This window comes from Lysinibacillus sp. C5.1, assembly GCF_016350185.1.
Classification (GTDB): domain Bacteria; phylum Bacillota; class Bacilli; order Bacillales_A; family Planococcaceae; genus Lysinibacillus; species Lysinibacillus sphaericus.
The window spans coordinates 4,170,648-4,196,238 of the sequence record NZ_CP066226.1; the positions used below are offsets into that span (position 1 = coordinate 4,170,648).

The 25,591-nt window shown below is 36.3% G+C and carries 21 protein-coding genes; 5 read left to right on the top strand and 16 right to left on the bottom strand.

What is annotated here, in order from left to right:
- Positions 1 to 2: 2 nt before the first annotated feature.
- The 13 genes from I5435_RS20485 to I5435_RS20545 all read right to left on the bottom strand — a co-directional run bounded on the left by I5435_RS20485 (position 3) and on the right by I5435_RS20545 (position 13,201).
- On the bottom strand, positions 3 to 1,367 hold the full coding sequence (locus I5435_RS20485; RefSeq protein WP_337982888.1) for a sensor histidine kinase: 1,365 nt from the start codon (positions 1,365 to 1,367) through the stop codon (positions 3 to 5).
- Positions 1,368 to 1,657: 290 nt separating this feature from the next.
- A complete protein-coding gene (locus I5435_RS20490; RefSeq protein ID WP_337982889.1) occupies positions 1,658 to 2,200 on the bottom strand; it encodes an NADPH-dependent FMN reductase in 543 nt (180 codons plus the stop codon).
- A 63-nt stretch (positions 2,201 to 2,263) separates the two neighbouring features.
- Complete coding sequence (locus tag I5435_RS20495) at positions 2,264 to 2,881, bottom strand: nitroreductase family protein (RefSeq protein WP_024363952.1); 618 nt, start codon at positions 2,879 to 2,881, stop codon at positions 2,264 to 2,266.
- A gap of 110 nt (positions 2,882 to 2,991) precedes the next feature.
- Positions 2,992 to 3,975: a ring-cleaving dioxygenase gene (locus I5435_RS20500; protein ID WP_337982890.1), complete on the bottom strand. Its 984-nt coding sequence runs from the start codon at positions 3,973 to 3,975 to the stop codon at positions 2,992 to 2,994.
- Positions 3,976 to 4,026: 51 nt separating this feature from the next.
- Positions 4,027 to 4,461: a MarR family winged helix-turn-helix transcriptional regulator gene (locus I5435_RS20505; protein ID WP_024363950.1), complete on the bottom strand. Its 435-nt coding sequence runs from the start codon at positions 4,459 to 4,461 to the stop codon at positions 4,027 to 4,029.
- A 195-nt stretch (positions 4,462 to 4,656) separates the two neighbouring features.
- Positions 4,657 to 5,124 (bottom strand): YusW family protein, encoded by a 468-nt coding sequence (locus tag I5435_RS20510; RefSeq protein ID WP_024363949.1) that lies wholly within the window; start codon positions 5,122 to 5,124, stop codon positions 4,657 to 4,659.
- A gap of 133 nt (positions 5,125 to 5,257) precedes the next feature.
- Positions 5,258 to 7,486 carry a YcdB/YcdC domain-containing protein gene (locus I5435_RS20515; protein ID WP_337982891.1) on the bottom strand — a complete coding sequence of 743 codons (2,229 nt, stop codon included), beginning with the start codon at positions 7,484 to 7,486 and terminating at the stop codon, positions 5,258 to 5,260.
- Between the two features lie 125 nt (positions 7,487 to 7,611).
- Positions 7,612 to 8,901 carry a LysM peptidoglycan-binding domain-containing protein gene (locus tag I5435_RS20520; RefSeq protein WP_337983885.1) on the bottom strand — a complete coding sequence of 430 codons (1,290 nt, stop codon included), beginning with the start codon at positions 8,899 to 8,901 and terminating at the stop codon, positions 7,612 to 7,614.
- Positions 8,902 to 9,202: 301 nt separating this feature from the next.
- A complete protein-coding gene (locus tag I5435_RS20525) occupies positions 9,203 to 9,757 on the bottom strand; it encodes a hypothetical protein (RefSeq protein ID WP_337982892.1) in 555 nt (184 codons plus the stop codon).
- Between the two features lie 138 nt (positions 9,758 to 9,895).
- Positions 9,896 to 10,300 (bottom strand): hypothetical protein, encoded by a 405-nt coding sequence (locus tag I5435_RS20530; RefSeq protein WP_337982893.1) that lies wholly within the window; start codon positions 10,298 to 10,300, stop codon positions 9,896 to 9,898.
- Complete coding sequence (locus I5435_RS20535; RefSeq protein WP_024363944.1) at positions 10,300 to 10,809, bottom strand: RNA polymerase sigma factor; 510 nt, start codon at positions 10,807 to 10,809, stop codon at positions 10,300 to 10,302. Before I5435_RS20535 ends, I5435_RS20530 begins: the two co-directional genes overlap by 1 nt.
- A gap of 327 nt (positions 10,810 to 11,136) precedes the next feature.
- Positions 11,137 to 11,871 (bottom strand): hypothetical protein, encoded by a 735-nt coding sequence (locus tag I5435_RS20540; RefSeq protein ID WP_024363943.1) that lies wholly within the window; start codon positions 11,869 to 11,871, stop codon positions 11,137 to 11,139.
- Entirely contained in the window at positions 11,864 to 13,201 is a 1,338-nt protein-coding gene (locus I5435_RS20545) for an AAA family ATPase (protein WP_231785201.1), read from the bottom strand. The genes I5435_RS20540 and I5435_RS20545 overlap by 8 nt, the downstream gene beginning before the upstream one ends.
- Before the next feature lie 170 nt (positions 13,202 to 13,371).
- On the opposite strand from I5435_RS20545, the gene I5435_RS20550 reads away from it, so the two are divergent.
- From I5435_RS20550 to I5435_RS20570, 5 genes are all read left to right on the top strand, one after another.
- Positions 13,372 to 13,863 carry a hypothetical protein gene (locus I5435_RS20550; RefSeq protein WP_337982894.1) on the top strand — a complete coding sequence of 164 codons (492 nt, stop codon included), beginning with the start codon at positions 13,372 to 13,374 and terminating at the stop codon, positions 13,861 to 13,863.
- Positions 13,864 to 14,366: 503 nt separating this feature from the next.
- The gene (locus I5435_RS20555) at positions 14,367 to 15,887 is read left to right on the top strand and encodes a methyl-accepting chemotaxis protein (RefSeq protein ID WP_337982895.1); all 1,521 of its coding nucleotides are present in this window, start codon (positions 14,367 to 14,369) and stop codon (positions 15,885 to 15,887) included.
- 24 nt (positions 15,888 to 15,911) lie between these two features.
- Entirely contained in the window at positions 15,912 to 16,115 is a 204-nt protein-coding gene (locus tag I5435_RS20560; RefSeq protein WP_337982896.1) for a hypothetical protein, read from the top strand.
- Between the two features lie 183 nt (positions 16,116 to 16,298).
- Positions 16,299 to 19,475, top strand: a complete 3,177-nt coding sequence (locus I5435_RS20565; protein WP_337982897.1) for a non-ribosomal peptide synthetase family protein — start codon at positions 16,299 to 16,301, stop codon at positions 19,473 to 19,475.
- A 235-nt stretch (positions 19,476 to 19,710) separates the two neighbouring features.
- Entirely contained in the window at positions 19,711 to 20,466 is a 756-nt protein-coding gene (locus tag I5435_RS20570; protein ID WP_337982898.1) for a GNAT family N-acetyltransferase, read from the top strand.
- A gap of 177 nt (positions 20,467 to 20,643) precedes the next feature.
- Here the strand turns inward: I5435_RS20570 and I5435_RS20575 are convergent, their stop codons facing one another.
- The 3 genes from I5435_RS20575 to I5435_RS20585 all read right to left on the bottom strand — a co-directional run bounded on the left by I5435_RS20575 (position 20,644) and on the right by I5435_RS20585 (position 25,575).
- Complete coding sequence (locus tag I5435_RS20575) at positions 20,644 to 22,122, bottom strand: MDR family MFS transporter (RefSeq protein WP_024363937.1); 1,479 nt, start codon at positions 22,120 to 22,122, stop codon at positions 20,644 to 20,646.
- A 728-nt stretch (positions 22,123 to 22,850) separates the two neighbouring features.
- The gene (locus tag I5435_RS20580; RefSeq protein ID WP_337982899.1) at positions 22,851 to 24,902 is read right to left on the bottom strand and encodes a HAMP domain-containing sensor histidine kinase; all 2,052 of its coding nucleotides are present in this window, start codon (positions 24,900 to 24,902) and stop codon (positions 22,851 to 22,853) included.
- Positions 24,889 to 25,575, bottom strand: a complete 687-nt coding sequence (locus tag I5435_RS20585) for a response regulator transcription factor (RefSeq protein WP_024363935.1) — start codon at positions 25,573 to 25,575, stop codon at positions 24,889 to 24,891. The genes I5435_RS20580 and I5435_RS20585 overlap by 14 nt, the downstream gene beginning before the upstream one ends.
- Between the last annotated feature and the right edge of the window lie 16 nt (positions 25,576 to 25,591).

Genomic DNA, 25,591 nt, shown 5'->3' on the forward strand with positions numbered 1-25,591 from the left:
TCCTACTCCTTAAACAATAATTTAAAAGTAGTCCCTTTGTTTTCCTCACTAACAACGGTAATTTCCCCTCCATGTGCATGAACGAGCTCCTTTACAATGGCAAGTCCTAATCCTAAACCGCCATTGGCACGCGTACGAGATTTATCAACCCTATAAAAACGTTCAAAAATATAAGGTAAATCCTTCTGCGGAATTCCTTTTCCGGTATCTTTTATAATAATTGATACGAAATGATTGTTTCTTTCCACTTGTAAGAAAATCGAATCTCCTGAGGAACAATAAGTCAGCGCATTATTTAACAAATTCAAAAAAATTTGCTCCAACCTTATTGTATCAGCCAATAAAGTTAGTCCCGCTTCACATTGCACAAAAAGGTCAATTTGTTTTTCATGGAAAGCAGGTCTTAACTTTGCCTCAATACTTGCCACAAAGTCATCCATATGAAGACATTCTTTGTTTATAACAAATGCATTTTCATCCATTTTTGCTAAATCAAATAAGTCTTTTATTAACCTTGATAATCGATTCGTTTCCTCAATAATAATACGTAAATACTTTTGACGATCTCGTTCCGATAAATCTCGTTTATAAAGAATATCTGTATAACCTTTTATAAATGTAATCGGTGTTCGCAGCTCATGAGCAATACTCGATAAAAATTCCTTTCTTTCCTCTCGTAAATGATTTAAGTCATTAGATAATAGTTGAATAGCATTCGCAAGATCACTTAATTCATCTTGACCATTCGTTGAAAGGGCTACTGTAAAATCCCCTTTACTCATTTTTAGTGTTGCTTCTTTCATTTCAATTAATGGACGAGCAAGCTTTCTAGATAACACAATAATCACTACAATGGTCACCAATCCCGACACAAGCCCAACAATTAGGAAGTGTTTATTTAATCGCTCCATTAAGGCATGGATAGAATCTGTATTTTGGAACATAAAAACATAGCCAATGGTCTTTTGCTGTTTTTGAATTGGACTAACGGTCGCTATATACTTTTCATCTTGCCAATTGTTCTCTAGCACCTGACCATCATAAGGTACACTTGCTCCAAGCCTCTGTAAATATGCTTTTATATCAAGGTGCGGCGAAGAAGTAGCTAAAATTTTGCCAGCACGATCTGCAATCACAACGTCCGTATTATCTCGGGATTCCATTAATACTATATGTGATAACGTTTCCTTTTCGAAATTTTGCTCCAATATCTTTCGATGCGAATTACCCGTTGTCTGCAAGTTTGTTAGTTCTTCATCAACTCTCGAATTCGTCAAAGAAAGATGCAAAAATAACATCATAAATGTTTCGATGCAAAACAATGTGATAAAAAAGATAATGCCAAGCTTTAGTGAAAGTTTTTTCATCCTGTAACCACCTATATTTCAAAATGATAACGTGTAAGTGTGAAGATTTTATGCAGAAGAAAGATACTTCTATTAAATAGTATAAAATAAAAACTACATGCTCATTGATTTTTCACCCTATGTAGTACTTAATTCAAATAAGAATGAGCTCTATATTAGAAAGATATAGGAGGTACGTTTTCCTCGATTCCTGCTGGAAAAGCATGACTCTTTAGAGCCCGTACAATGCCAACAACTCTAAAAAAAGAATGCTAATAAGTATGTCGTATACTTATTAGCATTCTTTTTTATTAAATATAATTTTTAACCCAATCTAAGAAGTTTCCAATTACTGAATCAAGGAATTTGACAGTCCCCTCATCTGTTAAATTACCTTCTTCATCAAATTTTGTGTGGACAGCGCCAATATAAACATCATTACCACTTAGCAATGGTGAATTAATGCCAGGTGAGAATAAAATATCACGTAAATGTAATTGCGCTTTAACCGTTCCTAAGTTCCCCATAGATGCTCCCATCATAAAGGATGGTTTACCAATCATTACTTTATCCACTCGTGATAGCCAATCTATAGCGTTTACCATCACCCCTGGCACCGTTCCGTTATATTCTGGTGTTATCCATAGGACCGCGTCTGCGGCTTTTACTTTTGCTTTGAAATCTAAGACAGTTTGTGGTGCTTCATTTTCAATATCTTGATCGTACATTGGTAAATCTCGTAAGCTTAATACCTCTAGTTCAAACTTTTCTGTATAACGTTTTTGCATAAACTTTGCTAATTGCATATTATAAGATTCTTTACGGATACTACCTACGATTGCTACTACTTTCACGATATTTCCTCCTAAGTGGTTACTATTTTTAATATTGGTTGAGCATTTATATTTTATACTGCATTAATAATAGGTAGTAAACTCTTCAACAGGTTTACGATACCCTCTTAAACCCTTACTACTTTCCTTTTCCTTACCGATTGTCATCATTAGTACAATTTCATGTGTTGCTGGCACATTGAATAGTGCACGCATTTGTTGTTGATCAAAGCCAATCATCGGACATGTATCCCAGCCACGATTTTTAGCTGCTAACATAAAGAGCATAGCCGAAAGTGATGCATTACGAATTGCATCTTCCTTCATAAACACTTCGCCACGTTCTTCGTAAAACTTTGTATTATCGTCTATAAGATTGTCAAGCTCACAGTTTGTAATCATACCTAAATCAACCATACCTTGACTAATATGAGCCGTTTGCTTGTAAGCTTCTTTATCTCCTAATACTAAAATAACACCGGACGCTGAATGTACTTTATATTGACCATATGCAGCCTCACGTACTTTTTCTTTTAATTCTTGATTTAACACAACAATATATTCCGCGTGTTGCAAGTTGAATGCTGAAGGTGCAAGCTTAACATCTTCTAAAATGGGACGGATATCCTCCTCCGTCATTGTAATTCCCTCTATAAAATTATTTGCCGATCGACGTTTATCAATTAACTTTGTAAACTCCATTCTGACGTCCTCCAGTCATTCATTTTGCTTCGGTAGTACTGTCTACAGTCATAATCAAAGACCTAACTAGCATTTACTTTCCAATTTGCATATTGTACAAGGGAAAGTTATTATTCATATTCTTTCTCAAATGGTATCTTACTTCTAACAGTATCAATTGGACGAACAAGTTCTTCAATTTGTGCGCGCTTAGGCTCTAGGAAAGGTGGTAATGATAATTTTTCTCCCAATGTTTCATAAGGTTCATCTCCCATAAAGCCAGGTCCATCTGTCGCCCATTCAAATAAAATTTGAGGTGCTACACGTGCATAGAGCGATTCAAAGAAGTGACGGTTAACGTAACCAGACGTACTGAAGCCAAAGCTTTCTAAACGTTCTGTCCATTCATCTAGAACAGCTCGATCTGCTACACGGAATGCTGCATGGTGCACTGTACCAAACCCTTGACGAGCTACAGGTAAGATGGTGTTATATTCTACAATGATTTGCGCACCGTTCCCTCCCTCTCCTACCTCAAATAAATGGAAGTCTCCTTCTGCTGCTATTTCTGTGAAAAGCATTACTTTTTCTAACATTTCTTTAAAATAAGTAAAATTCGCAACACGTACAAATATTGGCCCTAATCCTGTAATGGCATATTCAAGCGGGATTGGACCATCTTTCCAAGGTGTACCTGCGGCAACACCTTTATTGTTTTCGTCAGATATCAGTTGATACTGTTGATCGTCAAAATCAACAAACGATACGGTTTGCTTACCAAACTGTTCTTTAATGCCTGTATGTTTGATATTTAAGCGATCAAAGCGCTTTACCCAATAAACTAATGCTGCATCCGTTGGTACTCGAAATGATGTTTTGGAAATCTCATTTGTTCCATGTACACCTTTTGGTATGTTCGGGAAGTCAAAGAATGTCATATCTGTACCTGCACTACCCTTATCATCTGCAAAAAATAGGTGATATGTTTGTATATCGTCCTGATTGACTGTTTTTTTTACTAGACGCATTCCGAGTACATACGTGAAAAATTTATAATTTTCTTCAGCACTACTTGTGATCGCTGTTACATGGTGAATCCCTTTTAAATGATTCATAATTAAAAGCCTCCTATTTATCTCGAAATCGAGATATATGTGTAAAATTTTTTATTTATTAATGGCATTAAGACCGACCTTTTTTAAAGCCATATTCATTATTTCCAACTCCTGCTGGTCCAATATTTGAAAAATTTCATTTATCTTCTGTTCATGGAGCGGAAAAATTCTATCCATTAAAACCTGTCCCTCATCTGTTAACACTGCATACGTAACACGACGATCATTAGCACAAGCTCGTCGACAAACATAATCTTTTTGCTCCAGCTTATCAATAACATACGTAATACTACTACTTGCAACTAAAATTTTCTTACCAATTACTTGAATAGGCTGTTCGCCATTGTGATATAAAAAATCTAGTACCCCAAATTCAGTTTGGTTTAAATCATATTGAAGCAAATCTTTTTTGGCTGCATCCTGGACAGATTGATAAGCACGGAACATAATCGTAAAAGCTTTTAAATAACGATTTTCTTCCTTCATAAGATGCACTCTCCTATTTACCTCGAAATTAAATATCTTTAATTCGAGATAATAATATCATAAAAAAATCCTGCTAGCAATCCTTTTATCTTAAAACCCTCCTCTGGCATTTAAAATGGACTTAAATTGATTTCTACAAAGGCGTTGCAAATCGTAGAAAAAGCCCTATACATATTACTGTATAAGGCACAGCTACTACTTCAACCGTTTAAACTCTTTTTCTGTTCCATCCGCAAACTCCACTTCTACCTCAATGGATTGGTAATCATCTTTAATATTAAATACTTTAATAACCTGCTCAATTACTTCATCATTCGGTGTTGTTGAATCAAAAGTTAGTTGCTTCAATAATGGTTCAACCTTCGTATACGCCTCATCACCTTGTATTCTTTCATTGTTGCGGTCATCTTTCAATTTAACTTCTAAACCGTTCTTCTTATTTTCATATTCAATCTCATAAGATTCTGTTGGCGAATAATCGACATCCAATGCAAATTCCAAAAAGTTAAAAGGCACTTGGTCAGTGACATTTTCACCAGCTTGTTGATTCGTATTTTGCTCAGTTGGAGCATTTGCAGGTACGTCTTTTACCTCATCTTTGTTACAGCCATAAAGTAAACCTGTCGCTAATGAGAATACTAATAAATTTTTATAAATTCGCATTATCTTCACTCCTTTTCTTACATTTATTCTTCCCTAAAACTGCTCCAATTAAACGGCAAAAAGGTATCTCTTCAAGTCAAGAGATACCCTTTTCCTCCATCCTAAACAGATGGAAGAATCCATTCAAATTGTCCTAGTAGAAATTACGACTAGCATTATTTTCATGAATAGCACGAGCTAAGCGAAGTGTCGACACAGCTAAATCAGCATAACTTACTTCTGCAGTTGCATTAAAGTTATTTTGCTGTGCATCAATTAACCCCATTGCGCTTGCTAATGCAACATATCCTGTATACGCTGGGTCGATAGTGCTTGCATCTGCGAAGTTTAATTTGTAAATATCGCTATGCTTAGCAGCACTTTCTAAACGTAATACACGGATATACCATTCTGCAAGTTCCTGACGAGTCAATTTCGCATCAACAGCAAATTCATTTGCAGGTTGTAATACACCCATTCTTACAGCTTGCTCAACCACTCCGTATAACGGATGTTTCGCATCAATATTACTAAAGGATTGAGGCGCTTCATCTTCATTTCCATATGGTCCGAAATATCCATAAGTTAATGATTTAAGCATAATTTTCAATGCCTCACCTTTTGTCACAGATGTATCAGCATTAAAACTTGCTGGATCTTTTACTTCCAACACATTTTGAGCTAATAAGTAATTTAGTTCCTGTCCAGCCGTTGGGTGCGAAATTTGTGGTTTACTATTTGAATCGCCCACACTATTCACCCATTTGCCAGTTGTTGCATCAATTTGATTGAAAAGGCTACCTTCATAAGTCGGTGCATACACTAAATCATAGTGGTTATTATCCTCTTTGTCCTGCTTCGCGTACTGCAGTTTTAACTTTAATGCATTACTAAATGTTTCCTTCACTTTATCTGCTGGTACAGCCTTACTTACAGCCGGCCAGTTATCAATTTTCTGTTGGTTAATTGATAGTGAGCGCAATGAACCGTCTGATCCGATGCTTACATAAATTTCATCACCAACAACAGCAATTCCATTGACTACGCGTGGGAAGGAGAAGCTATATTGCTTACCATAACTATCATAAGCAAAATCATCTAAAGGTTTTGCATAGTTATGAATATAAGACGGAGCCCACTCTTTTAAGTAGTCGATTGCTTTTGCCATCGCAGCATCTTTAGTAATTGTTTCTGCATTTTTATCTGTTACCATGAAATCTCTACGTACATCATAGAATTGAGTAATTTCACCAGTTGCCTTGTTAATTTCAAGTGACGCACCAGTGCCACCTCTATCATAATTATACATATAGTTTACAGAGTAGAGTGTTTCACCGTTTTCATTTTCTCTTTCATCAATCAGCTCAATTTGCAACTTCGCCTTATCAGGGTCCACTTTTAAGAAGGACTTTGCAAATTCCTCAACTTCATCAAGTTTCATACCGCTTTTTCTTGGGGCAAGTTGTTCTGAAGAAAGCTTTTCAACACCTTTTGCTTTTGGTGCTTGCGATACGAAACCATTCGCTGTTTGCCATTGACCAGTTAATGCATTTACACCAGAGAAGCTTGATGTTGGCACATACACTAGTTTGACATTGCGTTTTTCAGATTGGAAATTATAGTCTACATAATAACGTAGCTCAACATCAAAGTTCTCACGAATTTGTGCAAGCACATCTTGCTCACTCTTTTTCTTTTCTATACTATCGAACGTTGCTTTAGAAGATACATCTGAGTTGCGATATACTTGTACAACTTCTCCATTAGCAAGCACGCCGATAGAAATAAAATGGTCACTTATTGCTACACCGTTTTGTGTTGGTGCATACGTATAGGAATAAGTAATTGGTTCTGATAATGGACGAGTGAAGTTATAATCATTAATATAATCATATTCATCTTCTTGCAACTTATAATTTGCTGTATTCGGGAATTTCTTTAAGAAATCCTGAGCAATTTTTTGTGCATCTTCTTTTGAATATTTTGCAGGATAGAGCGCATCTGCAACATTCGCTGGCTGGTAATAGAAGTGTTCAAGTTCTAAATTATCGCCCTTAAATGTGATGCTACCATAGATATCTTTTCCATTCACCGTTTTATGGAAGCTCAATTCATAACGAACAGTTTTATCATCGTTATAATAATGGCCACTTCCAGTATGGAAATCATTTTCTGTTAAAAAATTGAACTTTTCTGGGAAAAGCTCACGTAATTTTTTAATAAGTGTGCTTTTTGTTACTTTTGTTTCAGTAGAGGCTACTTGAATCTCAATTCTCTCTGGAGCATCCTTAACATTAGCAGAAGCTTGTGCCATTGGAGAAAGAACCCCGACAGAAAATGCAGTAGACGTTAAGATAATTCCTAACTTTTTAAATTTACCCAAAATATCCCTCCTAAATTACAATTTACCATAATTATATTATATATTACCAAATTAGGGAATAGTATTTACAGATTATTTCCAATTAGGTGAGCAATAGATTGGGTATATCCTTATCCCTATCATTGTCATTTTTTCACCACATCAAAATTCGAACCTATCAATAGCCAATTTTGCGGGAACGGTAGCCCTAATTTCCAATATCCTATACCCCTAAGCTTGTACTGCTTAATTAAATTGAATTTCGCTTGAATCGATCGCGCATCTTCAAACCAGACTACATGCGCTCTTCCTTGCTCGTCGTAATAGTCAAAGAAAGGTGCTTGTGCATTCCAATCATACTGAATCGCTGCATTATATTTTTTCGCAATCTCAATAGCCCTCTGCGGACTTACAGCCTCTGCATACGGACCCCCTTGTACAAACGGCAATGTCCAATCGTAGCCATATAGATTTTGCCCGAGCAAAATTTTACTTGCTGGCATTTCCGATACAGCATACTTCACAACAGCCTCCACTTCCCTAATAGGTGAAACAGCCATTGGTGGACCCGCAGAATAGCCCCACTCATAGGTCATCAGCAATACAAAGTCCACAATCTCCCCATGCGCTTTGTAATCATGTGCCTCAATCCAAGGACCTCGCTGATTAGCACTTGTTTTCGGTGCTAGTGCTGTCGACACCGTATATCCCTCGGCATGGAACCGCTTCACTGCTCGTCTTAAAAAATTGTTATACGCTTCTCGTTGATCGGCTGGTAAGTTCTCAAAATCAAAATGAATATCTTTGATGCTTCCTACGCGCCTCGCTTCATTAAGAATGTTGTCAAAAAGTACATCTTGCACAGCAGTACTTTGAAATATATCTCTTGCTAGTTCTCCGCTAAATTGGAAGTTCTCCAAGTTAGATACAACCATAGCCAGAGATGCACCTGTATCATTTGCAATTTCAGTCACACCATTTATTGGTGGTTTCTTTAGTGTCCCATCCCTCTGCGCCTCATAGCTAAATAACGCAAGATACGTTAAATATGGCGATGCTTCTCTAGCTTGGCTTAATAGCGCTTCACTTACCGCTGTTCCTCTTGGCTCTAAATATGCCAAAGTCTCTGCTTTTGTTTTCGGTGCTGGCAGAATATAAAGACGCAAACCAATTGTTAAAATCTGGTTTGGATGAATGCCATTGACCTGAGCAAGTGTTAAATAATTAATGCCGAAGCGTTGCCCTATTGACCATAAACTGTCCCCAGGCTGCACATAATAAAAGCTCCCTACGATTGGAATGACGAGCGCTTGCCCAACAACTAATCGATTGGGATCTGGGATTTGGTTGGCATCTACTATACTTTGAACGGTTGTACCATATGCCTGTGCAATGCCATATAATGACTCCCCTGCCCGCACAACATGTATTTGAATGCGATTTGCCTCCTTTTTACGTAATGAAACCATAGCTATAAAGCTTATGATATAAAACAAGAAAACATGTCACTTTAGAGTGCCAGGCACTCAAACAATTCTGAATTCTTCCGGCAAGCAATTAAGTAAAAATCTACGAAGACTCCTGCGGGAACGCACGTAACGTAAGACGCAACAGGCGGCGCGACAGCGACGGTTGTGGCTTACGTCGTGCCCGCGGAAAGCGTAGTGAATTTTTACGATTCAGGAGCCGATATTATGCTAAGTATCTATGGTAAGTGCCAGGCACTCAAACAATTTATTAAAATGATTGGACATTACTTTGTCGTTTGCTTTTAAAGTATTTACTACCTGAACGGCAATAAAAGACGAACAGTATAAAAGCTATAAGCTGTAGTAGAATACTTATAGTAAGCGCCACCTCTTGCAAATTGGCATCTAAGTTAATAGCAAATGATTGTATAACAAAACCACATAGCATAAGCGTCATATATATTTGATATGTTCTAAATGTTTTCGCCTCGAAAGCTTTATTTTCATGAATATGCAATAACAGTTGAAATAGAAAATACATGAAAAGTATCAATAAAAATTGCAGCAACTGTACTCCGATTTGTCCTAACAGCAATGTCCCCGTCCATTGGTCCAGTTCCACAACAAAGGACAATACAGTTAAAACCATCGCAAAGTTCCTCGTCCAATACTTCAATTTACGAATTGACGGCAATAAATGAATGCCATAAGCAAAAAACATATAACCAAAGAAATCAGGAAAAATGTCAGGTAGTCCAAAAAATTTTAAGTCTAAAAAAATAAAACATAACCCATTATATAAATTATTGTAAGGATCTTTCATCAACGTTCCCCTCCCGCAAAGTTCTATATCTCGAATGAAAAGTGGTAGTAATACTTCACTGTCTCTATCTAAAAATCTACTAGCAGTGGATACATAAGTATCACGTTGAGACGGTACTACAATCGGTTCAGCTACACGCTACCAATTAGCGTATACTAGGTTCCCCACCCATACACACAATGACAAGGCAAATGTTATAAAGACCAGTTTCCCTTTTGTATAACCCTTGCTAAACACAAAAATAATAAATAACACTAGGGAGAGTAATACAAACACCCCTCCAGTAAACACCATTGTTTTCTCTTGACTGATAATAGGTGATGCCGCACTTCTTATTTCTAACGTTTGACCTGTAGTAATCATCCATAAAAAAACAAAAATAGCTATTGTCATAGGGATTGTGAGAAGTGGTGCAACAGTTACTTTTTTTGTTTTTAATTTTGGATTGTTTTCTAACTCTCGACGTAGGCTACTTGAAAATGCTTGCTCTGGCTCAATATCGGGACGATTTTTTAATGTATCAAATAACTCACGATCTTCCATCAATTTCTCCTCCCTACTTTTTTACGAAGTCTTGCCATTGCACGATGAAAGTCAACGCGTACCTTCACTTCTGAAATACCAAGAATAGCTGCTGTTTCTTGAATTGTGTAATCCTTTAACATACGACATATAATGATTGTTCGATCATGTGACTTTAATGTCATTAATGCTTGCTGTACAATTTGCCATTGCTCGTTTTTTTCAACTATAGTAGGAGGTTCTATGCCTTCTGTTAAAATAGGCTGTTTAGTTAGTTTCTCTGTTAATAAACGCTTAATCTTTTGTTTTCTATGTATATCTACTGCTGTATTCCGTGCAATCGTTAAAATCCACGTTTTTACCTTCTCCCCATCCTTTAAGTGATGTAATTGTTTAAGTACTTTTAAAAAAGTTTCTTGCGTAATATCTTCCGCTTCTTGTTTGCTATTTGTATAATAAAGCGCAAAATGGTAGACATCACGATGATAGGCATCATATAGTTGCTCAATCTGTAATTGATTTTTATGCAATACTTCACCCCGCTTTCTACATTCCTTAATAAGTCGTTAGTATCCAATATTTGTTACACATTTTATAAAAATTTTAGCTCATTGAAAAAGGGTGGGACAAAAGAGAAAAAGTGTTAGATTGACTGCCATCAATCTAACACTTTTTCTCTACGCCGTTGTTATCCGCTTCGGCGGTGCTTTCCGCGGGAGTCACCACCTTCGCTACCAACAACTAGTGAACACTTCTATTTTTTTGCAAGTAGCAAAGTTCCCATAATAGCAAAAATTTACGAACACCTTTCCTCTATTCCTTAATTTTCTTTAGTTATGTCCCAGCCTTTTTGTCCATTAGTCACCTACATTGGACGTAATCATGTCAAATAATAACGGCACATTTGTACCTCGTTGCAATGAGTTACAACCCTTCGTTAAGTGCGCCCAGCTTTCTTTCATCTTTTCCCTATAAGTTAATGTTCCATCAACAGGCAAAAACTCCACAAGATATTCTTTAATAGAGCCCGATAAATTGTCCATAAATTCATCTGCTTTCTGCACTTTTTCTGTTGCAACTTCATTGCGCTCATCCCATAACACATGTTCTAAATTGGTAGCAAAATAAAAAAGTTGATACGGTACTTTTAAACGATTAATACTAAAATGGTCATTGGCAAGCAAAATCTTTACGTTATTCGCTTTCATTTCATTACGCTGTTCGATTTGCTCTTTACGCCTCTCTGTTTTTACTAAAATGGCATCCTCTGTGTAAAATAAATTTTGCTCCATATCTGATTTGATTTTGACAAACTCTGGGGCGATAAAACAACCATCTGCATCTGTAATATGAATGACCGCCGTTAAATCTTTTGCTAAAAACTTATACTTTTCAAGATAGTTATGAATGACTCGGCTAACACTATTTTTAATGTTGGGGATTCTCTTTTTTGCATCCCACTTCGTCAAAATATCCTCTCGCTGTACATCAAAGCGAATCGTCGAATCAGAAAAATGTTCATCCAAAAAATCTTCTAAAATGATTTGCTCCGTTTGACCTTCAACAATCACTAATAGTACTTTTCTAGTCATGTTGCACACCAGCTTTTCTAAAAGCACGTTTTATTTTGAACGTTTTCGTTTCTTTATACACTTCCTCATCCTGTCCGCCAAGCTGTATCGCACGCAAATAGACATCTCGCGCATTATTGACCTCTTTAATGCCCTTTAGCTGCATATATCGATCATCCTCATTTGTTGTTGTAAACCATAAATTTTTAATGGCAAGCACCTCTAACACACGTAAATTATGGGACGTGAAAATAAGCTGTCCTTTTCCGCCCTCATCAATCACTGTTAACAACTCACCTAACAAATATTCAAATACACCCGAATCTAATTCATCGATTACGACGCATGCAGTCGGATTATTATAAACAGCTATTAAAACGCTAAGCACAGCAATGATTTTCAATATTCCTTCCGATTCAGTTCGTAACGGTAATTCCCGCTCACCCCGTTTGGATAAAAACTCAAAACGTATGCCTTTTTCACCGTTATCTAATAATTGCTCTGTAATAACGTGAATTTTAATCGTTAGCCCTGGAATGATGGTCGATAGTACTTGGTTGCTTTGCTCTATGACTTCACATAACACATTGAAAGCATTCTCTGGCAATAATGCTGGTCCTTTCAAATCATAAGGAATCGAGCCCCGCGTTTTTTCTAAATGAATACTAAAAGGCATAATACGCTCTTCAAATAAAGGTGCAATATTTTGGTTATTAATAACATGTAAGTCCCGATTAAAGTCGACTGCTATATTATGAAGCAATTCCATTTCTAAATCTGATAGCTTTTCTTGTAGCAACGGCTTTAAATCCTTATGGAAGACAAAAGACATATATTGTTTTCGTGCTAATTGTTGAACAACAAGTGTCTTTATACGGATCTTTTCACTCATATCTCGTAAAGAGCTTTTTCGAATTTGAACATCCTCATCTGCAACACTTACTAACACTTTTGAGCGTTTTCCTTTTTCATCTTCCCTGTAAGTCAAGCGCTCCGCAATTATGAACAGTCGTTTTTCATCTTCTTGCAATGTTACGGAATAGTTGACAAAAAATGTGCCGAATTGGTTGTCCACTAGAAATTCAAAATCCAGACTAGCAGTTTTTTCCCCTGCCATAATTAATCGTTTATCTTGTGATGGCAATTTCACTTCAGCAATCCACCCAGAAATAATGGTCTTCAACAAACTAAATGCATCGACAATGGTTGTTTTCCCTGAACCATTCTGCCCATATACCCCCACTACATTCGCTGTCATAAGCGAAGCAAAATTCACCGCTATTGTGAGCTCACCATTGCGTACATTTCTTAAATTTTGTATCTTTATTTTTTTCATTTTGATAATTGCCATTTCAAACATCCTTTTCAGTCATTTCTTCCTATTATAATTAAAATCGATATATTTTATAACAAATAGTGCGATAATGCCTATACTTTCTAATTCGTCTTATGCCATATGCCTATGACAAAGATAATATGGGACATATGTTAGAAAAGAAAAATGAAGAAAGGTGTGTTCTATTGGTCTATCCAAGATTAGCCCCTGAAGATTTTAATCAGCAATTCCGACCTGGAATGAAAATATGGGTTACACTCCCTACTGGTACTTATTCTGGTACTTTAATTCGAACATTTGGAAAAGACGGAAGAACTGCAGAAATTCAGCTAGATTCTGGACAAATTATTACAGTTGATGTTAATCAAATTGCCGCAGCAGGGACAGGTTTGCCTCCTGGCTCATATCCTCCACCATATCCGCCACCTTATCCACCTCCTTATCCATCCCCTTACCCGCCACCATATCCTCCTCCTCGTCCACATCCGCCACAACCGTACCCACCGCAACCGTATCCACCATATCCGCATCCGCCGCAACCATATCCACCACGTCCATATCCACCGCAGCCATTCCCACCTCCTCCATTTCCAGGCGGGCTATTACCAGGATTCCCTCGTTTAACACCTCCAGGTATTTCTGATATTTTACCTGGCATATTTGGTAATCCAAGATAAAAAAGGGCTTTCCATCAGTTCAGCAATGAACAAATGGAAAGCCTTTAATTTTACATAACAATGACCACCAACAATTTTTTCGCTTATGTTGGTTATAATATTTGTCCAGAATAATAAACACTTTATTTTAGCAGCTAGTCCCAGAAACAAAATATACTATTATTATTATATTTTCTATTAATTATGTGCATAACCACCCGAAAACATTGATATAAAAACACTATATATTATTTCGCTCACCGAAATTTCACACTTTAAATAGGAGGATTTTTGGGTTGTAAATCGTATTTTTTGGCAGTATAGTTGATTAATGTTAGGGGATGAATGGATTATTTTACAATCAAAGAAATAATGATAAAAAGTATAAGGTAATTCCATATATTCGAATATCATAACAGTCAATTGTAACATTGTACTATTCCCATTACATTTGACTTTCGTATTATCGGCCGTCCCTTTTTCGCTTGAAATATGTCTTGTATACAATTTTAGGAGGAAGAGATATGAAGAAAAATAAGAAACAGCAAATGTCGATTAGCAAGAAATTAACCGTCATCATGGTTAGTATTTTACTATTATTTGGGCTAGTTACTACGGGATTTGCCTATTATATAGTGAAAAACAGTAATTTAAAAGATATGGACCAATCGCTCTATGATAAAGGGATGATTTTGTCTAAGACAATAGACCAAAAGACATTAAAATCCGTACTAGAAAGCCCAAATGCTGACAATAATGATGTCCTACATTTAACGAAGGAAATGGATGCCATTAACGAGGAATCAGACATTATTACCAATCTCTTTCTTATTACAGTAGATGGTGAAAATATTAACGCACCGGTTCTTTCCACAAGCGTACTTGAAGTAGGTGCAGAGTATAACCAAGACATGGTTGCCATGGGACTTTCCCCAGATTTTCTTGCAAGAATAAAAGAAGTGTTTGAAACAAAAGAAGCAACAGCTACAGATATTTATAAAGATGAGTTTGGAAGCTATAAAACAGGTCTTACGCCGATTTTAGATAAAGATGGTTCCGTTGTAGCTGCTTACGCCATTGATTATGATGTATCTATGGTAACTGCTAAAGCATTATCAGAAGCATTATGGATTCTGTTAATAACTGTACTATTCCTAATTGGTTCTTCTATCGTGGTTTATACACTATTAAGAAAGAAGCTAACACCTATCCAACAGCTATCTTTACAATCTAAAAAAGTTGCGGAAGGTAACCTAGAGCTTGAAGCGTTACCTGTTCACTCAAATGATGAAATTGGCGTACTAACAACTAATTTCAATGTTATGATTGACAGCTTAAAAACTGTTATTAAAAGTGCAACAAATGTTTCTTCACGTGTTTCAAACTCTGCACAAGTTTTATCAAGCAATATGCAAGAAGCAACAGATTCATACAATAATGTAGCTTCGTCAATGCAAGAAATTGCTAGTGGTGCTGATATACAAGTGCAAAAAGCTAAAGAAAGTTCTATTACAATTGAGGAAATGAGTATTGGTATTCAACGCATTGCTATGACATCCAATCAAATTTCTGAATCTTCTATTTTAGCATCGGAAGAAGCTGAAAAAGGTAATGATTCAACAAGCAAATCTGTAGCCCAAATGAATGCTATTAGTAAGGCAGTTAATCATTCCGCATCATCTGTAAAAATGCTTGGTGAACATTCCGGCAAAATCGAAGAAATCGTCGGCATTATCACAGGTATCGCTTCCCAAACAAATCTGCTTGCATTAAATGCTGCGATTGAAGCTGCTCGCGCAGGCGAAGCAGGAAGTGGCTTTGCTGTTGTTGCCGATGAAGTGCGGAAGCTAGCCGAACAATCAGAAGCTTCGGCAAGAGAAATTTCTACGCTCATTACTCGTATTCAACAAGATACAAATGAATCTGTAAAGGTCATGATACATGCTGTAGAAGAAGTGGATAATGGCTTAATTATGATTAATGATTCCGAAAAATCATTTAGCCAAATTTTAACTTCAATTCACCATGTTACAGGGCAAATTTAAGAATTATCAGCAACGATTGAAGAAATGGCAGCAGGTATGGAAGAAGTTACTTCAGCGGTTCAAGATATGGAACACTTCTCAGTAAGTTCTCGAGACAATACAAGAGCAGTAGCCGAAACATCCGCTAGTCAGCTAAATACCGTGCAAAGAGTTTCAGAAGAAGCACAAGTATTATCTGATTTATCAGGTGAATTATTAACTGTTGTAAATACATTTATTGTAAAATAGATGTAATGAAAGCACTGAAAATAAACAAAGAGCAAGTAATCCCACAACCTTGTCGATGCAAAAACATCGGCAAGGCTGTTTAATAAGAAAAAATAGCAATGTCTAATCCTATCAATAATAAAGTTACTTCTAATTGCACTAAAGGGGACAATCCCCTACTTTCAAAAATAGGAGTTGTTATGATTGAAATTAAAACGAGACCTTGATTTATTTACAGCACATTATCAAACAAACACCCAAGAACAACAGACGTTACCATCCAATTGTACACAACTGTTAACAGAGGAAGATAAAGTATTATATCAAGTTTTAAATCAAACAAAAGCCTTTTATGCGAAAGATCAAACAATCCCTAGTGTATTTTATCAATCAGCGGAACGATTCGCAGAAAGAATTGCCCTGTCTTTTAATGGTGGTCGGATCACCTATCGTCAGCTCAATGAACGCTCCAATCAAGTTGCCCATATGTTACTAGACAATGGTCTCCAAAAGGGCGACAAAGTAGCTATTGTTATGGAACGTAGTCAGGATACTGTTATCAGTTTACTTGGCGTTCTAAAAGCAGGAGGTATTTACGTTCCAATAGATCCGAGCTATCCAAAAGAACGCTGTCAATACCTTTTAAATGATTCAGGAGCACCATTCATATTAATAAAAGAAGAACATACAGCGTTACTTACTAATTTATTACATAACGATTTTCAATGTCGTACAGTGTTTACACTGAATCGCATGGAAATCACATTCCCAAAAGACAATGTTTACATTGATCTCAGCCCTGCCGATTTAGCCTATATTATTTATACATCTGGCTCGACAGGCAAGCCAAAAGGCGTCATGCTAAAGCATGAATCTGTGATTAACTTAATTACTGATAATCAAAGAATCTACCAAGCAAGTAAAAATGATGTTTTTTCGCAATTTATCTCCTATAGTTTTGATCCATCCGTCACGGAAACATTTACTGCTTTCTTTTCTGGCGCTCGATTACATATGCTTACAAGTATGGAACGCATATCGATTGAAGCATTCGCTGAGATGATTGCAAGGGAAAAAGTGACAACAGCCACTATTCCAAATGCATTCTTTACGCAGCTTGCAACGCATCTCTCCAGCGATTACCAATATCAATTATCATCTCTTAAATATTTGTCTGTAGGTGGGGAAGCCCTTATGCCTGCGGTTATACAAAAGTGGCGTGAAAAATTCGGCACGACTACTGCAATCATCAATGTGTATGGACCGACAGAATGTACCGTGCTATCCTCGTATTACAAAGTACCGGATACAACTATCGAACATCATGCTAGTATTCCAATTGGCAAACCGATTGCCAATTATGAGATGTATATTATTAATACCTACGGTCAGCTATGCCCTGCCAATGAAGCAGGTGAACTTTATATTGCTGGCGCAGGACTAGCTGCTGGCTATTTAAATCAGCCTGAAAAAACTGCTGAAGCGTTTGTCCCACATTTGTCCACTAAATCTGGGAAGTTGATGTATCGAACAGGTGATTTAGCTCGTTTATTGCCAAGTGGCGTAATTGAATTTGTAGGACGCAAAGATTCTCAAATCAAAGTGCGCGGTTTCCGCATTGAGCTTGGGGAAATTGAAACGGTGTTAAGTAATCACCCTAACATCCAAGAGGCTGTAATCCTTGCCAAAAAAAAGGACGATGGCAATAATAGCTTGTTTGCCTATTACACGGTATTCGGTGGTATGAAGGTGGAACAGGAAGCACTTCGACATTATTTAGCAGATCTTTTACCAGACTATATGGTGCCTGAACGTTTACTTGAAGTGCAGGAAATGCCATTGTCTCCTACTGGCAAAATTGATCGAAAGCAATTAGCTGCCCTGGAGGTAACAACACCGCTACCAAGTCATTATGATGCTCCTGAAAATACAATACAGCAGCTACTAGCCAGTGCTTGGGAGCAAGTGCTAGATGTTGAACGTGTCGGCATTCACGATAACTTCTTTCATATCGGTGGACATTCTTTAAAAATACTTGAGATTTTAGTACAAGTGAAAAAACATATTCCATTTTTAAAAATTCAAGACTTTTTCCAATACCATACGATTGCTGAATTAGATTATTATATTAGTACTTATCAACCTGAAACAAATGAGGTATCTCAGCCAAAAACTGATTTAGTACGGAAAGATTTAATGGAACCAAGCCGTCTTATCACTACTCACAATGTCACACCTTTAGCGATGAAAACAGTACTGTTAACTGGCGCAACAGGTTATTTAGGTAGTCATGTGTTATATGAGCTTTTAATGAATACGAACGCACATGTTTATTGTTTAATTCGACAAAGTGCACAGACAACGCCTGATGAAAAATTAAAAGATAGCATGTTATTTTATTTTGGACATGCTATTATCCCGATGCTGCAAAAACGAGTGACGGTCATCCAAGGCGATTTAAGTAAGGCAAAACTTGATTTATCTGCTAAAGACCACGCGCTTCTTACTGAAAAAATCGACGCTATAATTCATTGTGGTGCAGATGTAAGACATTTCGGAGCAGCAAGTCATTTTAACGATGTCAATGTGCAAGGCACTAGATACTTGCTGGAGCTTGCTAAATGTAAAATGGGTGTACATTTCCATTATGTTTCAACAATAGGTATCCCTGAGGAGCTTGCGGCAACGCAATGGGGAGACAAACAAGCACTTGGTGATTTCGATTACAATGTTGCACTTTCAAATGTCTATAACCAAAGTAAGTTAGATGCTGAAAATCTCGTTAGAAATGCAGTGAATGATAGTATTCCTGTCTCAATTTATCGTGTTGGCAATTTAACATGTCATTCACAGACAGGGAAATTCCAACGCAATATAGATGATAATGCATTTTATCGTCTGGTAAAATCAATGCTTTACTTAGGAAAAACCCCGTCAGCTCATTGGCATGTCGATTTTACGCCAATTAATTATGCAAGCCAAGCACTTGTAGCACTAGCCCGTCAGCCAAAATCAAACGGGCACATATTCCATCTATGTAACCCGGTACCGTTACTTTATCTCGATTTTGTTGAGGCTATCAAAGATATGGGCTATGCGTTAGAAATTGTTACGGCGAAAGAATATGAAGATTGGCTATTACACTCGGAGCATCCAGAAGAACTACAAGATTATTTATCATTAGCCATTGCACAGCTTGACGGTGATGGCCCAAGCGATTCACCATTTAGAATGAATAGTGATAAAACACAGGACTTTTTAAAGCATACGGATATTACATGCGCAGAGCCTAATCCAGCCTTTATCCGTACAATGCTTGGCTATGGCATTCAATTAGGTTATTTCCCTGAGCCAACGCCTGTTACAAGTACGATAATGTAGGAATTTAATAAACATTCCGCTGCTATTCCTTGGCTGAAGCGTACGTCAAAAGGCATCAAGATGTCACTCTCTTGATGCCCTTTGTCTTTTTTAGATGGCAGTTACTTATCGCCTTGGAGCGAAGATGTGCATCATTTAGAATTCTATTGCTATCAAGTGCCATAGTATTCACACTAATAGCAATAAGTTTCAATCGTTACCCTTTTTCAAGTCATGCATAATAAGGAGATTTACAATGAACGATATTACTTTTGAGCATATAGAAAAAATTGGCCATATCATTTATGAAAACGAAATGTATCGGCATGTGCATTATCCAGAAATGCTGAGCCGTTATGATAGTAATTTTATTTTATTTAAAACAATGCCTGCATTAACGACATTTAAGAAAATGGAGCATTTACTACGCTCCTATCACCAACAACATAATCAGCGACATTTAAAATTTATTTTCCCGTCTAACGAAAAAATTCCGAGCGCTATTCACAGTTATTTAACGGATGAAAACTATGATATTGGATTTTTAGAGTTATATACAATTGAACCTAGCCATTTCCCTGCAAAGGTAAATGAGCATGTTGAAGTTCGACCTGTGACTGACGACAATTTAGAGGCATTTTTAACACTGCAGTACAAAGAAGATTTAAGATATGGTGAAACTTTTGCCACTGAAAAACAAGCTTTACTCAAACACCGTTTTCACGATTCGAAGAAACATCAACTCCTTGCTTATTATGAAGGCATCGCAGTTGGTTCTACAGAGCTAATTGAAGAAGATATGACAGTTGAAATTGATAATTTATTTGTACTAGAGGCTTATCAAAGGAAAGGAATAGGTACACAACTTCAGCAATATGTAATGCAAAATTTTCAGCAAAAAACCGTTATTTTAGTAGCAGATGGTGAAGATACACCGAGAGACATGTATCAAAAACAACATTACATTTATCGGGGTTTCCAATATGAAGTTTTAAAGGTTGAAGGTCAATAACTAGCTGTCTTTAAACGATACTTCAGCATCACAACAAACTAGAAAAGCGATTGCTAGATTACCGTTTTTTCTTTAATTAGCGTAAATAAAAAGCTTCTCAAAAGTTGATGCAACTGATGAGAAGCTTTTATTTTTAACGTTAACTATAGTATTGGGCAGTATTCAACCGATATTATGCTAAGATTTCGTTTCAGAGTGTGTTTCAACTATTTCTTTAGGCACCGCACGATAAACAGTAAATGCTAAAATAATCGCTACTATCGTGATAATAAAGGCAATAAGATAAACAAGTTCCACACCAGCTACCATTGCTTGGCTAATTGTAGACGGATCACTCGGATTTGTTGCCTTTTGTAAAAAATGATTTTGTTTGGCATTCATAATACTAATAAAAACAGCAACACCAATAGCGCCTACAACAGGCTGTAAAGTAGTCATCACTGCCGTTCCATGTGGATATAAAGATTTAGGCAGTTGGTTTAAACCATTTGTCTGTGCTGGCATCATAATAGCCGAGACACTTAGCATTAATAAAATATAGCATACTACAATTATCCAAATCGATGTTTCAGCCGTTAACCTGCTCAAAGTAAATACGGTACCACTTAAAACAAGTGTTGCTGGAATCATCAATACACGTGGTCCAAATTTATCGAACATCTGCCCCATAATTGGAGACATGAGCCCATTGAGTAAACTCCCTGGTAGTAATACGAGCCCCGCTGTTGCAGCCGTCAAAGCTAATGGTCCCTGCATAAATATAGGTAATATAATTTCTGATGCAAACATCGCCATAATAATAATGACAAACATAAATACAGCGTGTGTATACATTGGATATTTGAATACCCGTAAATCCATAACAGGCTCTTTCAGCTTAAATTGCCTTAACGAGAACAAGACAACACCTATGACACCAATGATAATCGTCAGATAAACGCTAGAACTAAGGAAACCTTTTTCACCAGCAGCACTAAACCCGTAAATAATTGCTCCAAACCCAATCGTTGAAAAAAGCAATGATAGAAAATCAATTTTAGGTTTAGTAACTTCCGACACATTTGTTAAATACTTAAAGGCAAAAACAATTGAAAATATGGCAAAAGGAATAACAATAATAAATAGATAGCGCCAACCTAAATATTCTACGATAACCCCAGATAAAGTTGGTCCAATTGCCGGTGCAAACGTAAACGTTAGACCTACAATACCCATAACTTTCCCGCGCTTTTCTGGTGGATATAACAAAAGAAACACATTAAATATAATGGGCATTAACAACCCTGTTCCAATCGCTTGTATTAAACGCCCTACTAATAAAACTGGAAAACTAGGTGCAATAGCACAAATAATCGTTCCAATTGTGAACGTGACCATCACACCAAGAAATAATTGCCTTGTTGTAAACCACTGCAACATCAATGCAGAGACTGGAATGACTATACCCATGACAAGCATAAACCCTGTTGCCATCCATTGAACGGTTGGCAAGGTAATATGGAATTCATGCATTAATGTAGTTAAGGCAATGTTTAACAATGTTTCGTTTAAAACAGCAAAGAACGCACCGATAATTAACGACAACATGATGGGTAATGTTTTAACATTGGGGTCCTGTGATAGGAATTCATATTTCACCGTTTGATTTTGATTCATTTATTTACTCCTTACGAATAGTCATATTAAAAAATGCTTCATAGATTTCATTATGATCAGTAACCTATGCTTAAAAATTTGTATATTCCAAACAAATCCTACCCAATCCTTCCTAGTTCATATACCATTGGGGAATTCACCACCTTGTTTAGCGTCAGAGCTTTTCATAATACCCACTATAGAAAACAAAAAGATCACAAACATCTGCCTGTGATCTCAAAAGTAAAGGGAAAAAACCGTCCTATTTTTATGAAGTTAGCCATAGGGCATAAAACACCTACTTTTGATACCATCAAAAAAGGTGTAATTAGACAAAAATAAAAGAAAGGTTGATCAAAGTCGCCTTTCTAACATTGCATATTTTTCCATCGATTAAACAATCGTTCCTATATTTCGAAGTGTGATATATGGGAAAGATTCATAAAATGATGGAATTGTATTTTCACAAATATGAAATGAGGTATATTAAAACAAGACAGACTAATTCCGTTTACTCTGCATACACAAACAGAGCCTTTGACCATATTCAATTATTGGTTCAAAGTTGGGAATCGTAGTGTCATATTTAATAGTCCTCCTTTACGCATTTTATAATACATCACGAATTATAACGAACTTATTTGCAGAAGTCAAAGATTTCAAGAACAAGAAAAAATTATTTCAATAGTTGTTGGACAACAACTGCAAAAGAATAGGACACACTTTATGCATCCTATTCCTTCACTATTTTATTCATTTTGAAATTTTGGAAGGTAAATCATCGCCTTAAATAAATCGCCATCTACTTGAACGAAGAACTTTCCATCTTGGATTTGAATAAGGCTTTCAGCTATCGATAACCCTAATCCGCTACCTTGACTCGATCTAGATTCATCTCCGCGTGTAAAACGTTCCATAAGCTCATCGACTGAAATATTTAATTCATACGCTGAAATATTTTTAAATGTTACTTGTAGTTCATTACCTAAATCTTCAACATCAATATATACTCTAGATGCAGGCAGCGCGTATTTAAAAATATTCGAAAATAAGTTTTCAATGGCGCGCCATAGAAGCTTACCATCAGCCTTCACATAGACTTTTTCTGTTGGGTGGGCTAACTTAAAATCTAAGGATGCTGCTTCGATTTTCTCATCCATCTCTCCTATGCCTTGTTTTAGTAACGAAACGATATCAATTCGTTCTAATTGAACAGGCATACTGCCACTTGACGCTTTAGCCGCTTCAAACAAGTCGTCCGTTAAAAGCTTGAGCCTTTTCGATTTTTGATCTAATACATCAATATATTCAGCAATTAATTCCGGGTCTTTTTCGATTCTTAATAAATCGACATACGTAATAATAGACGTTAATGGCGTTCTGATATCGTGCGAAACATTCGTAATAAGCTCTGTTTTTAAACGCTCACTCTTGATTTCACTATCCACCGACTTTTTTAAACCATCGGTAATGCTATTAATATTCATGGCAAGTTGGCTAAACTCCCCTTTTCCATCTACTTCAATTCGATGATGAAGGTCACCATTTTTAATCTGCTCTACACCCTCTTTAATGCGATTAAACGATTTCACTTTTTTCATTGCCAACCAGGCTGCTACGCCTAGTGTAATAGGAAACATAAAAAATGTAGCCACTACTATTAAAGGATAGCCGATAACAAGTAACACAATTTTTACCGCTATACTCCCATTATCAAAAATGTTTTTCACCACAATAAAACATTTTTTAATAATTTGATAGATAAGTGTGTGCTGCAGTAATGTTCGATTTTTAATATGCTTTACGAGTGATAAGACTAGTAACAAAGCAATTATAAAAATAGGCACCGTCAGAAGCAAGTTCATCTTGCGTAACACTTCAATAATCATAGCCATCCACATAGAGATTAAACATACGACGATTACAATATTTAAATCATTATATAATTTGTCCATAACATGTAAATGCAGTTCTTTATCTTTGAATGACGTTCTGCCAATAACAATTATTAAATAAACAAAAGATACAATAAATCCTGCTAGATAGAACATAAACTCATTCAGTAAACGTTTGGCAATCTCTTTATCTTTTTGCCATTCCTGCATTTTTTGCTGTAAGAAAGATTCTTCAAACGCCACATAAATAACGTCTGTTTGTGGATTTAACTGCTCAACTTCTTGTGTAACATAATCTACGTACTTACTTTTCCCTACTTCTTTTGGATACAGCTTCTGTTGATAATCATCAACTAGCATATATGCGCCAAATGATGTAAATTGTTCTTTTTTATTTAGTTCACTATTGGAGAAGATATGTTCACCGTCACTTGCATAATAGACGATTCCTTCAGATGCTTCTAAAGTGTTGAGTAAACGATAAAAAACCCGTACTTGTTGTCTCATGCTTTCTTCTTTTTTACTGTTCAATTCATCCGCATATTCTTCTTGATATATGCGTCTATATTCCAATTCAGTCAAATTCGGATTATACTTGGATGAATACTGAAAATTATTATATAGTTCTTCTTCGATTGCAGTTATGTCTTCATTTGTTAGTGCCTTACCACTTAAAATATATTCTTCACTTTTATATTGTCCGATTAATTGTGCTAAGGAGCTGATAACACTATAACTTTCATCAGCGAATACTTGACTTTCAAAGTAATTATCTTCATTGATATTACTAAGATAAACATCATTTAATTCCATGCCCATAATAGCCTTCGCTGTACCCGTTAAACAAGCGATAGCAATTAGAAACACAATCACTTTTGTAATCAGTGCATGACTAATATTTCTCAACTTTATACCCAACTCCCCACACAACTTTTAAATACTTCGGCTCTTTCGGATTAATTTCAATTTTTTCTCGAATTTTCCGAATATGGACTGCCACCGTATTTTCTGGGTTAACGGCGCTTTCATTCCACACCTTTTCATAAATCTCTTCAATGGTAAATACTCTTCCAGTATTGGCTGTAAGTAGCTTTAAAATTTTATACTGTACTGGGGTCAAATGAACAGCTTGTTTATCAACCGTAATGACTTTCTTTTCATCATCAATCATAAGACCACCCGTTTGGAAAATATGGCTACTTACTTCCAGACTGCCAAATGCCGTATACCTTCTTAACTGTGATTTTACTCGAGCGACCAGTTCTAATGGATTAAACGGCTTTGCCATATAATCATCTGCACCAATATTTAATCCGAGTATTTTATCATAATCCTCCGACTTAGCAGAAAGCATAATTAATGGAATCATATTATCTTGCCGAATCTTCATGGTCGCCGTAATGCCATCCATTTTTGGCATCATAATATCCATAATAATTAGGTGAATCACTTGCTCTTGAATAAGATCAATTGCCTCCACACCATTGTACGCTTTAAATACTTTATATCCCTCATTTTCTAAATAAACGCTTATTGCCCTTACAATTTCTTTATCATCATCACAAATCAAAATGTTCAACTACATTCAATCCTCC